General features: G+C 65.0%; 11 protein-coding genes. 8 read left to right on the top strand and 3 right to left on the bottom strand.

Annotation, left to right across the window (positions count from 1 at the left end):
• Window positions 1-47 precede the first annotated feature (47 nt).
• From JOE53_RS14040 to JOE53_RS14025, 4 genes are all read left to right on the top strand, one after another.
• A complete protein-coding gene (locus JOE53_RS14040; RefSeq protein WP_204948088.1) occupies window positions 48-926 on the top strand; it encodes a TnsA-like heteromeric transposase endonuclease subunit in 879 nt (292 codons plus the stop codon).
• Complete coding sequence (locus JOE53_RS14035; RefSeq protein ID WP_204948087.1) at window positions 923-3,079, top strand: DDE-type integrase/transposase/recombinase; 2,157 nt, start codon at window positions 923-925, stop codon at window positions 3,077-3,079. Before JOE53_RS14040 ends, JOE53_RS14035 begins: the two co-directional genes overlap by 4 nt.
• An 80-nt stretch (window positions 3,080-3,159) precedes the next feature.
• On the top strand, window positions 3,160-4,188 hold the full coding sequence (locus tag JOE53_RS14030; RefSeq protein WP_204948086.1) for a TniB family NTP-binding protein: 1,029 nt from the start codon (window positions 3,160-3,162) through the stop codon (window positions 4,186-4,188).
• The gene (locus JOE53_RS14025) at window positions 4,185-6,617 is read left to right on the top strand and encodes a TniQ family protein (RefSeq protein WP_204948085.1); all 2,433 of its coding nucleotides are present in this window, start codon (window positions 4,185-4,187) and stop codon (window positions 6,615-6,617) included. Before JOE53_RS14030 ends, JOE53_RS14025 begins: the two co-directional genes overlap by 4 nt.
• 253 nt (window positions 6,618-6,870) lie before the next feature.
• Here JOE53_RS14025 and JOE53_RS14020 read toward each other — a convergent pair whose 3' ends face one another.
• Window positions 6,871-7,272, bottom strand: coding sequence for a hypothetical protein (locus tag JOE53_RS14020; protein ID WP_204948084.1), 402 nt, complete (start codon window positions 7,270-7,272; stop codon window positions 6,871-6,873).
• A 132-nt stretch (window positions 7,273-7,404) separates the two neighbouring features.
• Window positions 7,405-7,764 carry a hypothetical protein gene (locus tag JOE53_RS14015; protein WP_204948083.1) on the bottom strand — a complete coding sequence of 120 codons (360 nt, stop codon included), beginning with the start codon at window positions 7,762-7,764 and terminating at the stop codon, window positions 7,405-7,407.
• A gap of 231 nt (window positions 7,765-7,995) precedes the next feature.
• On the opposite strand from JOE53_RS14015, the gene JOE53_RS14010 reads away from it, so the two are divergent.
• Window positions 7,996-8,226 (top strand): helix-turn-helix domain-containing protein, encoded by a 231-nt coding sequence (locus tag JOE53_RS14010; protein WP_204948082.1) that lies wholly within the window; start codon window positions 7,996-7,998, stop codon window positions 8,224-8,226.
• A 69-nt stretch (window positions 8,227-8,295) separates the two neighbouring features.
• Here JOE53_RS14010 and JOE53_RS15040 read toward each other — a convergent pair whose 3' ends face one another.
• Entirely contained in the window at window positions 8,296-8,430 is a 135-nt protein-coding gene (locus JOE53_RS15040) for a hypothetical protein (RefSeq protein ID WP_267911503.1), read from the bottom strand.
• A gap of 284 nt (window positions 8,431-8,714) precedes the next feature.
• Between JOE53_RS15040 and JOE53_RS14005 the strand changes: the two genes are divergently transcribed.
• Genes JOE53_RS14005 through brxC form a run of 3 tightly spaced genes read left to right on the top strand, consistent with a single transcriptional unit; the run spans window position 8,715 to window position 13,479 of the window.
• The gene (locus JOE53_RS14005) at window positions 8,715-9,470 is read left to right on the top strand and encodes a hypothetical protein (protein WP_204948081.1); all 756 of its coding nucleotides are present in this window, start codon (window positions 8,715-8,717) and stop codon (window positions 9,468-9,470) included.
• On the top strand, window positions 9,467-10,024 hold the full coding sequence (locus JOE53_RS14000; RefSeq protein WP_204948080.1) for a BREX protein BrxB domain-containing protein: 558 nt from the start codon (window positions 9,467-9,469) through the stop codon (window positions 10,022-10,024). Before JOE53_RS14005 ends, JOE53_RS14000 begins: the two co-directional genes overlap by 4 nt.
• Entirely contained in the window at window positions 10,021-13,479 is a 3,459-nt protein-coding gene (gene brxC / locus JOE53_RS13995) for a BREX system P-loop protein BrxC (RefSeq protein WP_204948079.1), read from the top strand. The genes JOE53_RS14000 and brxC overlap by 4 nt, the downstream gene beginning before the upstream one ends.

Raw genomic sequence — 13,479 nt, 5'->3', positions numbered from 1 at the left:
GAGTTTCTCACACCCGACTGATGTCGGGCCAGAATGCGACGCTTCGAGTGAATCTGCTCGTATCTCAGTATTTCCATGAGGCCAGGGCTTCTCGGTCGTTCGGCTTCGATGCTCGCCGCCGGAATCTGGTGCTTCTGAGGCGGGCGAACTATCGCTATCTTCGTTCGGGAATACAGAATCGAGGATTCCGGATGACTTCGAAGAACATCGCCTTGACAACCCTCCATGTCCGCAGAGCGGACGAATCGGTCGAGGTCGCGCAGGTGTCGACGGTCGCGGCGGCGACCTTCTCTTCACACAAACCGTGGCGGCGGTTTCGCTCGTATCGAGGCGCGACCCACTACTCCGGCAACTACTGGTGCGCCACTATGGCTGAACCCGTCGAGTATGAGTCACGGCTCGAGCTTGCCAACCTGATTGAACTGGACTTCGATCCTCAGGTTCAGTGGGTGCGAGCTCAGCCGTTTCTGATGTCGGGCGTTGATGGGAAGCGCATCCGGCGCCACATCCCCGACTACCTGGTGAAGTTCGCGAGTGGCGAGTACTGCGTGATCGACGTCAAGCCAGCCGCCCTGCTCGATCACCCCAAAGTACGAGAGTCACTGACGTGGTCTCGAACGGTCATCGATGCTGTCGGCTGGGAGTACCGCATCCTCTCCGAGCCGACACCGGCTCGCCACGCGAACATCCGCTTCCTCTCGGGCTACCGACGCCCATTCCAGTTCCGCGCCGCAGAGCTGGCGGCGATCGCGAGCGTCGTCGAGCAGCCAATGACGATTCGTGCGACCGTGGCGGAAGCGGCCGAGATTGTTCAGGGAGCCGAGTACGCACGGTCGACCTTGTTCCACCTGCTGTGGACGGGACGACTGAACACCGACCTGGAGCTGCCTCTTCACGACAGCTCGATCCTGACGAGCGCGACGTGACCAACCAGCCCGCCACAGTTGTTCTGCGGATCGGCGCGAAGGTCATCTGGGATGGCGCGTTGTGCGAGATCGTCGAGTTCGCGGGAGGATCCGTCGTTCTGAGAAGTGCGAAGGGCGCACACTTCCGCATTCGGTTCGTGGAATTGCTTATTCCCGCTGTCGAGGGCGGACGCGCACGCCTCGCCACGTTCGAGAGCTCATCGGCGGCTTCACCGGTCGTGGTCTGGCAGGAACTATCCGGAGCGGAGCTCGAGAGGGTGCGGACGCGTGCTGATCACATTCGCGAGCTGCTGACGGGCTACCGATCAGGCAGCCCCGCTTTCCCGCGCGCTGGAGAACCGCAGCCGCAGTATGCCCCTGACGCGTCGATGACGAGCCGAGTTCAGGCCAAGGCTCGAGAACTTGGCGTCGGAGAGCGGACGATCTGGGACTGGAAGAAGCGATACGAGGACGAAGACGAAGTAGGACTCGCACGCAGAACTCCGCTGCCTGGAGCGAGCGGCGCGAGGGAGGTCGACCCGCGTTGGCTCGACATGGCTCGGACGATTCTTCGCGAGCAGCACGATGGGCCCCGCATACCGACGAACATTCTCATGCAACGGATCGAGGCAAGACTCGAGCGCGTCCACGGTCCCGGTGTTGTGCGGATCCCCTCGAAATCCGCCCAGTACGAAAAGCTCCGCCAGATGAGTGATGGCCGCAACATTCTTGAGGGCAGCACCAAGGGCAAACGCTCGATCGCGAACAGGCCGAAAGGCGGATATGGACGGCTTGCACCGGGTCGCCCTGGAGAGTACGTGCTGCTCGACTCGACACGGCTTGATGTGTTCGCATTCGATGAGCGGACCGGCCGGTGGCTCAACAGCGAATTGACCGTTGCGATCGACTTGTACTCGCGCGCGATCATCGGCCTTCGGGTGGTTCCCACGACGCGATCTCTGGATGTTGCCGGTGTCCTGCTCGAGGCGATGCTACCCGTCGATATCGCCGAGACGCGACCAGCCTTGGCCGTCGACCCCTATGTGGGGGTGCCGGACACGCTCATCATTCACGATGAACACATCGACGTCGCACGCTTTCGCCGAGCGATGATCCCTGACGCGATCGTCGTGGACCACGGCAAGCCTTTCGTGTCCGAGCACGTGCTGAACGTGTGTGCCCGACTCGGCATTTCGGTTCAGCCCGCTCGCGTGTACATGCCGACGGACAAGGCAGCGGTCGAGCGATTCTTCAAGACTCTCACGTCGCTACTGGCTAACCTGCCCGGCTACAAAGGCCCAGATCTCAGTGCTCGTGGCCGGTCACCTGAAGACGAGTCGGTATACACCTTCTCAGAACTGGAAGAAATCATCCGCGAATGGGTGGCCACGGTGTACCACCGGTCGCCGCACAGCGGACTTTTCGATCCGCTCTTTCCGGGCGTGGAGCTGAGCCCTCAGCAACGGTACGAACAGGGGATCGCTCACGCTGGCACATTGCGGATGCCGAAGGACCGCAACGTCATGCTCGAGATGCTGCCGGTGATCTATCGGAAGTTCAACCACTACGGCGTACAGAACGACAACCTCGTGTACACGAGCGACATCGTGACGAAATATCGCGACCTTGAACGAAAGCTCCACACCGAGCAGAAGCGGAAGTGGCCCTTCTCGGTGAACCCCGATGACCTGCGCTACCTGTACTTCCATGACCCGGACGACGGTGTGTGGCACACCCTCACCTGGAACCGCATCAGCGAGATCAATCTGCCATTCAGCATCGACGCCTTGGACTTCGCAAAGAAGCTCGTGCTCTCAGGCGGGGAGGATGCCGCAGACATCGCTGCCGCGATGAACAGTCTTCTCGCCAAGTGGGGGGCGGGCAAGGAACTGACCCCGACGGAGCGCCGCGCGTCAGCCCGACTTGCTGTGGCTCAACGGCGAGCAGAATCACCTACCCAGGTGACCTCGCTCGACCTGGCGCAGACCTTGTTAGCGGAGCATAGGAACGGTCAACCGACGCTCGCGGCAGAACTCGTAGGGGCGCCACTGTCGACACTCGCACTCACTGCGCCCGAGGCGGCGGGGGACGACGACCTGGACGAGGAACTCGATCCGACCGAGGAGGACCACGATCAGTCGGACTTCTACGCCACCGCGCTGGAGGACCTGTGAGCAGCGCGCAGTACAGTACGGCGACGTACGAAGGCTGGCAGCGTTTCTGCGAGCGACCGGGCCCCGCAGAGCCACCACGGATGTCGATCGCCGAACTCGAAAAACTGAGCGAACGGGATCGCGAGCGCTACAACGAGTCGAGACGCGTGTGGCACGGCAACATTCTGCTGCGCACGCCTCAAGTCGATGCGGTGCATGAGCAGCTTCACGACCTCCTCGACAGCAACGTGCAGGAGCCTGGTTTCGTGCGACCCGCCGCCGCGATCGACTCACCCCCCTCGTTGGGCAAATCCACCACTCTTGATGCATTCGGTCGAGCGTTCTTCCTCAAGCAGGTGCGCACGCTAGGCCCGCATGTTGACGAGGGCGGCGATGTGCTGCGGATCCCCGTGTGCAAGATTCCATTGCCCGGCGAAGTCACGATCAAGGGACTGCACCTGCAGATCCACCGGTTCTACGCGCACCCCGCTGCGGCGGCAGCCGCTTACGGACGCATGCCAAGCCGAGATCTTGCTGCGTCGGCAGCAGAGTGTGTGAGGCGCCATGAGACCAGGCTTCTTCTCGTCGACGACATACACTTCCTCAAACCCAACACCGAAAACGGGGAGAAGGTCGCCAACGAGCTGAAATGGCTCGCGAACGAGTATCCCGCAACTTTCGTGTTCGCGGGCGTCGGCCTCGAGGGCCATGGCTTGTTCTCCGAGGGGCGCGACCGAAAGAGCCTCGCGCTCGCGCAGACAGGTCGCCGATGGATGCAGCTCGAGGTCAACCCGTTCGACCTGACCGCGCCGCGCGGTGACCGGGTGTGGGAAGCCACACTCCTGGCCATCGAGAAGAAGCTTGTACTCGCGCGAATGAAGCCGGGGATGCTCACCGACCTGCATGACTACCTTTTCATCAGGTCCACCGGAGTGATCGGGTCGCTGATGCAACTTATCCGGCTTGGTTCAGCAAGAGCGATTCGTACCGGCCGCGAGCGGCTCGACGAGGAGCTTCTCGAGGAAATCAAGATCGACGCTGCGGGTCAGGCTGCGCAAGGAATCACAGCCGCGCAGCTTGCGAGACACCGTTTGCATCACCCACTGCGCGGTCGGGTGAAGAAGAAATGACACAGGAAGTCCGTCGCCTGCCGCTCGTCATCCGTCCGCTGCCGGACGAACCTTTCGACTCCTGGTTCGAGGCGATGGCACACGCGCATGACGCCACAGTCTGCGAGATGGCCATCGCTCTCGGGCTGCTCGGGGAGGACGGAACCTGGAGAGGGGGTGGGGTAACCGCCGCGTGGGCCATCAGGCTTGACGCGGGGCAGGCCTCAACCCTCGAGGCTGCTACCGGCATCGCCGCCGAAGAGTTCCATCAGATGACGCGTGTGCGTTTCTGGCAGTTCGGGGCGCGCCACGCCCGAAACGGCTCTCTCAGCGGCGGCGCCCCTGTCGCCGGGAATGGTGGCCGGTTCTGTCCAGAGTGCCTGGCGGACGACGGGGGGCGCTGGCGGATGTCCTGGCAGCTGCCCACGGGCTTCGCGTGCTTACGTCACCGCCGCTTGCTCGCTGATACCTGCGCGGCGTGTGGACTGCCGCCGAGACGCCGAGGCCACCCAGGGAACCTGATCCCACGACCCGGTCACTGTCACAACCGTGCATCTGGAACAGCGGTGCGCGACAAACGATGCCGAGGGGACCTCACGGCGGACGCGCATCGCATCGAGGTCGGCGGCGCCGTTCTGGATGCTCAGCGCACCGTGTTCCGAACTCTGTCATCGGGACGCGCGTCGTTTGGCATCTACGCGCAGATGCCCCAGCCCGCCCTGGTCGTTCTGGATGACCTCAGACTCCTTGCCCGCCTGGGCCGCAACATCGCTCAAGAGCAAGCCGACCTCGTCAGCACCGACGCCAATCTTCCGCTCGCGATGAGATTCCAGGCGGAGACACCTCTCGGCGACTGGACCAAGGGACGGCCAGAGAGGGCCGCGAGCATCGCCGTCGGCGTGACGCTGGCCATTGAGGCGCTGCAGGATCGCGAGAGTGCACTACGCCTCCTCAACGGCCGGCTATCCGCATACACGACGTACTCCCCACATACGCCGCAACTCCAGGAACTCATGGCGGCTTCGCTGGGCCGACGGCGGAGGCCCACCGCAGTGCTCCAGTCCGCAAGTATCCCGGCAGCCGACCCGGCTGCAACGGCACGCAAACTGCCGATCATGCTCTGGGACGCGTGGGCGCGTCGACTCGTTCCTCGCAGGACAAACCGGGAGATCGCTGCGACCGCCCTGTCAGCGGCGGTGACGCTCGCGGGTACACCGCTCACCCACGCGGCCGCTCTTCAGTACCTGGATCCGCAGGCCCCGAGCGGACAGGTCACCCAAGTCATGCGGCAACTGGGGCAGAGCCCCTCGGAGAGCGGCACGATCGTAGCACTCATCAGACTGGCAGAGCATCTCGCTCAGACTGACGTGCCCATCGACTACTCCAGACGACGAGCGCTTGACTGCGAAGGCTTGCTCCCCCGCGACCAGTGGGTCGCGATCTGCCGGGAATGCAATGTTCATCCCGGAAGCGCGCGGCGGTATGTGACCGCCAAGCACTACCTGTTTCAGCGAATCACTGGGAGCCCACTGCTCCACGCCCCGACGGCCTGGCGCGACAGGCTCACAGTGAACGACCGAGAGGTCGGCGAGTTCGGCAGCAGCATTCCAGCGTTGGTCAGAGCTGCACTCACTCGGGTGGGTCGTGAGTTCCTCGCGACGAACGACATCCAAGAGCCACTGGAATGGCAACCCAGTCACGAACTTGTCGCCGATCTCGACCTTCCTCCCGCGCCCGCGGGTGAGGAGGTCATCTGGCCCGTGGCCCGACCCGCGCGCGACATCGCGGCGCCTACCGCGCGCGCGATGCAACGTGCCTACCGTGCGGGCGCCACCATGCGCGAGCTCAGCGAACAGGCGGGTCTCTCGCGTCAGACAATCGCCCGTGTGCTGCATGACATTGACACCGACAGCCGCATCGGGCGGCCGCGCGAGTTCCACTTCGATCCGGACTGGTTGCGCGACCGATACATCGCAGACAAACTCACAATCGCTCAGATCGCTGACCAGGCGGGCTGCTCGACGACACTCATCCGCAGGAGCCTCCGGAAGGCCGGCATCGAAGCCCGAGATCGTGGCACTGGAAGCACGGTTGCCATGATGCATCCGCACCCGCTCGCGGGTGACTCTTCGCTCCTCCGGAAAGTGCTCATCGGTCGAAACGGGGTGCAACGCGCGCAACGCTATCTCGCGGCTGTCGGACAACCTTCGATGCGCGCCGCCGCCTCATCCCTCGGAGCACCCGTAGGAACCGTCCGGGCTCAACTCAAGAGAATCGCACATGACGCGGGCGGCCCACTCTTTCAGGCTGCCGTCCGGGGCGGACCTCTTACTCTCACGGCGCGAGGCGAGACGCTTGCGACCGAGCTACGCCGCGCATTCCGCTCGGGCGACCAGTGTTACGGCGCATGCGATGAGTCAGTTGACGATGCCTCACAGAGCCGAGTGTGACGCATCGGTTCGTGAAGGAATGTGGATCGTGTACCGAGTCATGTTCGATAGGCGATCGCCGCGCACCCTGCTCCGTCCGGCCGACTCATCAGTTCGGTCGATTGGACAACCGAGCTGGCCGGCCTCCCGATCGCCCGCAGACCTGGCTCCCGCGCGAAACTGGCCCGACCCCGAGCCGGTGGTCTTCGACTTCAGCGACTGGGACCTGTGATCGTCGCGTGGCGATCAACCCAGGCGGCGGGCGTGAGACGAACTATCGGCTCTGACCGAGGTGAAGATCGATCGCGGTCAGGAGATCCTCGAGAGCGAACCGAAGCGCGTTGTAACCCCGTGCGTAGAAGAAGACATCCATCTCGTCCACGGGCGCGTCATCGCATGCGGTGATGACAGCGCGCGCCTCGCGGATTGAGGCCGTCAACGTTGGGCTTGTGTCTGGACAGTGGTTGACCTCCTCGGAGAGGCTCGGCCTACCGATGGTGGCGTGGATCCGCGCCTGGAGACGCTGCAACCGCTCAGCCCGGTCCCGCGTTGCCATGATCCGGATCGCCTGGTGGAGCAAAGCGTTGCGGTCGCCACCGGTGTGGATGCCTGCCAGGCGGTCAAACTCGAGCACATCATCGGACTCGAGGACGAACTCGACGGATTTCCCGGTCATGCTCGTCTCCTCGTCGTGCCGTCAGGTGGCCTCGCGCCAGACTCATCCGCCGCCGGCTGCAGGTCGCGCCGCACCGCCCCGACATCGTCGATGTCTAGAACGAGCAGGGTCCCGTGGGTCACTGCAGCCACTTCATGCCACAGGCTGTTTCCCAGCGTTCAACCGCACTCTTGCCGATCTCGGAATCGTCGCGGATGAAGCCCCGTGACCCTCCCAGACGAAGCCCGCGCGGTCGTCGTACCAGGCGAGCGTGTAGTTCTCGCCGGTCTCGGGGTCGGTGATGCGAGTGAGATCCTCGCTGAGCACCGCGGGCTCGTGGTCGAGGTCGTACTGACTGCAGCTGCCGTTGACGTATCGGATCGAGTCGCCCTGGATTATCCAGGCGGAGCTGATCCCACTCGTTTCGGCGATCTTGATGTAGTTCCCATCGACGCTCGACGCGCTCGAGCAGCCGGCGAGCGAGGCAGTAGTCCCGCTGGCGACCAAGATCATCGCGCACACGGCGCGGATGGGCCGGAACGAGTGCACCTCGCGGGTCGCGGTCATGGGCGTCAGGTCGAGCCATCCGAATCCTTGGCTCACAGTGCCAAGGATTGCTGCGCGTCGACGCGTTCCTTTCGTCAGCGTGGCGGACATGGAGCACACGCCGCTGCGGCAAGGCTCGCCGCCAATGATACTCATAAGTACGTCGACTGATGAGTATCAGGTTGTCACGCTCGAACGGTGGACAAGCGTGGCCCGCTGAACAGGACGCTCGGGGAGAACCTCCGACTGCTCCGTCACGCGCGCGGCCGCTCGCAACAAGAGTTTGCGCACGACCTGGGCTACGACAGGACCTATCTCAGCTCTGTCGAGCGCGGTGAACGGAACTTGACCCTCGACTCGGTATCGAAACTCGCGGACCAGCTCGGCGTCGAGCCGCTCGACCTACTGCAGGACGTCCGCCCGTCGTAGCGGCAGCTACTTGAGGACGCATCGGGCGATGGCACCGACGCCTCACTCGACGCTGCTGCATCCCGCGATTCAGTGGGCGATCCGATGGTCGCGGATGGTCGTGTACGCCTTGAGAACGGCGTCGCTGTGGAGCAGCGGACTCTGTCCCCACTTCGTCGGTGGGAAGGTGAACCGTTGACCGGCGAGTCCGATCTGCAGCTCCATCCTGTGCTCGCGGGCTTGTTTGTCCGTGCCCTCAAAGTAGTTGTGAGTTGTGCGAGACACCGGCAGCACGCTGCCGCAGGCTCGTCGAGCCGCGTATTTCGTGGAGCGAGGGCGCTCGAACGGGTGCTGAGGCCAAAATTCGCGGCTGGCGACCACGCCGGAACCGCTGAAACCGGACATTGTCGGCGCGCCTCGGTAGCCTTAGGGACGTACGCATATCAGCGTGGCGCGGATGTCACAGCGGCCTGCTCCCACACCCGCCTAACAGTGGAGAGCACCGACCGATGACGAGTTCTGACGCCGCCGACAGCGACTTCGCCCTCGGCAAGCTGCGGACAACAGCCAGCCACACCATCAGCATTCCGCACCTCGTCGAGCTGCTCCATGCAGTACCCAAGGACGCGTCCGCGGAGCAATACCGAGAAGCGGTCGTCGACAGCAATATCCTCGGGCGCCCAACCCATGCTGGTCGCCAGCGTTCGTTCCGCCACCTGCGCGAGCTGTACCTCCTGGATCCGGCTCGCCCGGAGTTCACAGCGTTGCGGCACTTCTGGGACATCGATCCGTCGTCGCACCCGCTCTTGGCCGGGTTGCTGGCCTTCATACGCGACGAGGTGCTCCGGGCCTCGTTCACCGCGATCGCGGACCTCCCGGTGGGCTCGGGCGTGACATCGGCAGACCTCACCGCTGCTGTCGCCGCACAGTTCGGCAACGAGATGTCGGAGTCAACCCTCGGAAAGACTGGCCGTAACACGGGGGCATGCTGGACCCAGACCGGTCATCTCGCCGGTCGCTCCAAGAAGGTGCGCACCGAGGTGGAGGCCCGCCCGGCGGCCATCGCGTACGCGGCTTACCTGGGGTACCTCGCCGGCGGGCGCGGCCTCGGCGTCTTCGATAACCCGTGGTCGAAGATTCTGGGGCTCGCTCCCGGACGCACCCTGGAGGCGCTGCGGGACGCGCATACCCAGGGCCTCCTCGACCTGCTCGTCGCGGGCAACGTGGTTGACGTGTCATTCCCGGCCCTCGGCGGTGCCGCATGAGCCGTGTCTCCGATCTCGTCGATGCGTACAAGGCCGAGTTGTCCCTGACCTGGAAGGACAACGTCTCAGGTGGCGAGAGAGTGTGGATGCTTGTCTACCCGCCGGACCTTGAGCGCCAGATCCTCCACTCGCTCCCGAGCATGGAGCTGGCGACCATCCAAGCGGGTCGGCGGTGGGTCGTCATCGACGTCACCGACGACTTCGGTCGCTGGTTGTCATCACACCGTCACGCTGAGGCGTTCTACGAGGAGCCGAGCGATCTCACGCAATCGATCCTGGACCAGTTCGAGACCACACTGGTCAGCCGCATCCGTGAAGCCCTTGAAGCGGCTCCAATGAACGCCGTCGTGGCGCTCGTCGGCATCGGCTCGATCTTCCCGTTCCTGCGAGCGTCGAGCGTGATCAAGTCCGTCGACTCCGCGGTGACCGGACGCCTCCTTGTGCTCTTCCCCGGGCTACACGACCCGGATACTCATTCATTCCGCTTGCTCGACGCGCGCGATGGGTTCAACTACCGCGCTCGCGTCATCGATCCGCAGAAGGACCTCGCGTGACGACCAACAACAACCTCTTCGTCCGGCCTCCGCTGAGCTTCGAGATTCCGAACGACGGTGTCACCAACGTCGACCGGCCCGAGGACTCCAACCAGTGGGACGTCCTCAAGTACGAGCTGGAAAGTTTCGTCTGCGAGGGCGAGTACGAGCACGGCCTGCAGCGCATTCTCGACTCCTACACCCGTCACCGGAACCGTACGACGCAGCCCGCCGTGTGGGTCTCGGGCTTCTACGGCAGCGGCAAGTCCCATCTCGTCCGTGTGCTCCAGCATCTGTGGGCCGACACGAAGTTCCCGAACGGTGCGACCGCGCGTGGTCTGACGAACATCCCCCGGGGCATCCAGGACCAGCTGACGGAGCTGACGACGCTCGGCCGTCGGGATGGTGCCGCTCCCTGGGCGGCTGCGGGTGCGCTTGACCGCAGCGGCGACACCCTCAACTCGGTGTTTCTCTCGATCGTCCTCGGCGCGGCAGGGCTTCCGACGCGCGTCGCGCCTGCCCAAGTGGCGCTGTGGCTCGCGGGGAACGGTCACCTCGACGCCGTCCGCGACCACGTGACTGCCAGCGGCGGTGACCTCGTCGAAGAGCTGGGCGAGTACAACCTCAGCACGCTGCTCGCGAACGCGATCCTCGCCGCGGACCCGCAGTTCGCCGCGTCGGCCAAGGATGTTCGCGCCGCGCTGCGCAGCCAGTTCCCGCCAGACACCCGCTTGTTCTCCACCGACGAGACGATCGCGCTGCTCAAGAAGATCCTTGAGTACGTCGGCAGCGGCCAGATCCCGCCGTCGCTGATCGTCCTCGACGAGGTGCAGCAGTACATCAGCGGCGACGGCGGCCGGGCGATGGAGGTGCAGAACCTCGTCGAGTCCGTGTCGCGTGAACTGAACGGCCGGGTGCTCCTCGTTGCCACGGGCCAGCAGGAGCTGACGGCCGATTCGACGCTTCAGAAGATCCAGGACCGCTTCACCGTCAAGGTCGTGCTCAAGAATCAGGATGTCGACGCCGTCGTGCGCCGCGTCCTCCTAAGCAAGGAGCCTGCCAAGAAGCCCGGTCTCGACAGCACGTTGTCGTCGGTCGCCGGACAGATTTCCCGCCAGCTCATCGGGAGCAAGATTCAGCACACCGCGTCCGACGACAAGGACCTGGCCGAGGACTACCCGCTGCTCCCGGTGCGTCGCCGGTTCTGGGAGAGTGTGCTCCGCCAGGCCGATGCCGGCCGCGCTGGTCAGTTGCGCTCCCAGCTCCGCATCGTTCATGAGGCGAACCGCAAGGTCGCGCCCGAGTCGGTGGGCACCGTGGTCGGTGCCGACTTCCTGTATGCGCAGAAGAACGAAGACCTCAACGGCGCGGGTCTGCTCCTCAAGGAGACGCAGACGCTCATCCACGAGCAGGGGCAGAAGGATCCCCTGCGAGGCCGCATCCTCGGCCTCATCCACCTCATCGGTCTGCTTCCGACGTCGGGCCACGGCGACATCGGCGTGCGGGCGACGGCGGACCACCTCGTCGATCTCCTCGTCGAGGATCTCGCCCACGACGGCGACCGGCTTAGGCAGCAGGTGCCCGTTGTGCTCGAAGCCCTCGCTGAGGAGGGTGTGCTCCAGCAGGACGGCGAGGAGTTCCGCCTTCAGACCAAGGCGGGCCGCGAGTGGGACGAGGCCTTGCGCAGGCACCACGCGCAGGTCACCGACAGCGAGGTGAGCACCGAGCGCGACTCCCTGCTGCTAGCGGAGGTCAGCCGGGCCCTGCCCGCGACGATCCAGCAGGGTCGCGCCAAGGAATCGCGCAAGCTCGCGCTGCACGCCGACGCCTCGCTCCCGCCGGACTCCGAGGCAATCCCGGTGTGGCTCCGCTCCGAATGGGACGAGGGCATCACCGCGAAGCAGTTCGACGAAGCCGCCCGCAGCCTCGGTGTCGACTCACCGATCGTCCTCGTCCACCTTCCCCGCGTCCAGGCCCCGGCATTCGCGGCGGCTGTCCGCAACAAGATCGCCGCACAACGCGTGATCGACCAGCAGGGAATCCCGCAAGACGACGAGGGCAAGCAGGCCCGAAGCGCGATGCAGACTCGCCTCCACCGCGCGACGGACCAAGTGAACGCCCACGTCCGCGACGTGATCTCCAAGGCCAACGTGCTCCTCGGCGGCGGAACAGCACCCAACGGGCTATCCCTCCGCGAACGCATCGAGACCGCCGCTCAGGATGCCGCGGCCCGCCTGTTCCCGCGGTTCTCCGAAGCCGACGACAACCGGTGGCCGCAGGTCATCGCGCGGGTCCGGAGCGGATCGGCAGCCGACGCCCTCAAGGCCGTCCAGCACGACGCCGACCCCGAGCAGCACCGGGTCGTCAAGGAAGTCCTGAGCCACGTCGGTCCGGCTGGCACCGCCGCGAGCGACGTCGAGAAGGCCGTCACCTCGAAACCCCTCGGCTGGCCGCGGGACGCGCTCATGGCCTCGCTCGGGGTGCTCCTCGACACCGGAGTGGTCCGCGCGACGCTTAACGGGAGCGACGCCACCACGGCCGACGTGCTCAAGCAGACGCGCCTCGGCAATGTGCAGCTCCGCCGCGAAGTCACGGTTCTCAAGCCCGCCGAGAAGATTCAGGCTCGCCAGGTGCTGAGCACCCTCGGATTCCCGACCGACAACGATGGGCTTGTCTCGGCCGTGGAACACGCCGTCAAGTCACTCGTCGACCGCGCGAGGGACGTAAGTGGGCCTGCCCCCCTCCCGGACATCACCGTGCCCGGCGAGATTCAGGTGATCCTGAACACGTCGGGCAACGACCGCGTGCACGCGCTTCTTGCCGCGAAGAGCGATCTCACGACATTCAGTGACCGGCTCGAGACACTGGAACGGAGGCTAAAGAGCCGGACGGCCTCGCTCGAACTGGCGCGTTTGCTTGCGACGTCGGCCGCAGGCCTGGAGCGCGCATCCGCGGCCCGTGGCCGGCTCGACGCACTGGCCGCGAGCCGCCATCTCCTCGCCGACGCCGACCCCGTCGCCCCAATTGTCAAGGAACTCGCCGACGCACTGCGTGACGCGATCCACGACGCAGCGGTGGCGCTACGCGACGCTCGGGCGACGGCTGTGGCGAGCCTCCAACAGCAGCCCGCATGGACGGCTCTCAACGGGGCGCAGCGCGAGGCTTTCCTCACGGAACACCACCTCGGCACCGAGGCGGAGCCGAACCTTGCCGACCCATCGGCTGTGCTCGCAGCCGCGCAGGCGAGGCCGCTCCAGGGATGGACCGCCGAGCTCGATGCGATCCCGCAGCGGGTCTCACGGGCGCTCGAGTCGGCTATTCAGCTGACGACGCCCGCGGCGAAGACGACTACGGTGCGGGTGTCGACGGCGAGCCTGAGCAACGCGGACGACGTTGAGCGGTATATCGATGACCTGCGCAATCGGCTTCTCGCTGCCTTGAACAGTGGCAACGACACCGTTGTGGTGAAGGGCTGA

It is taken from the genome of Microbacterium laevaniformans (assembly GCF_016907555.1).
Taxonomy (GTDB): domain Bacteria; phylum Actinomycetota; class Actinomycetes; order Actinomycetales; family Microbacteriaceae; genus Microbacterium; species Microbacterium laevaniformans.
This window is presented reverse-complemented; position numbering and strand designations above follow the sequence as displayed.

Excerpts from the sequence above, each read along its gene's own strand:
- JOE53_RS14030 (WP_204948086.1), top strand. The coding sequence starts at position 3,160 with ATGTCGATCGCCGAACTCGAAAAACTGAGCGAACGGGATCGCGAGCGC.
- JOE53_RS14025 (WP_204948085.1), top strand. The coding sequence starts at position 4,185 with ATGACACAGGAAGTCCGTCGCCTGCCGCTCGTCATCCGTCCGCTGCCG.
- JOE53_RS14020 (WP_204948084.1), bottom strand. The coding sequence starts at position 7,272 with ATGACCGGGAAATCCGTCGAGTTCGTCCTCGAGTCCGATGATGTGCTC.
- JOE53_RS14015 (WP_204948083.1), bottom strand. The coding sequence starts at position 7,764 with ATGATCTTGGTCGCCAGCGGGACTACTGCCTCGCTCGCCGGCTGCTCG.
- JOE53_RS15040 (WP_267911503.1), bottom strand. The coding sequence starts at position 8,430 with ATGGAGCTGCAGATCGGACTCGCCGGTCAACGGTTCACCTTCCCACCG.
- JOE53_RS14005 (WP_204948081.1), top strand. The coding sequence starts at position 8,715 with ATGACGAGTTCTGACGCCGCCGACAGCGACTTCGCCCTCGGCAAGCTG.
- JOE53_RS14000 (WP_204948080.1), top strand. The coding sequence starts at position 9,467 with ATGAGCCGTGTCTCCGATCTCGTCGATGCGTACAAGGCCGAGTTGTCC.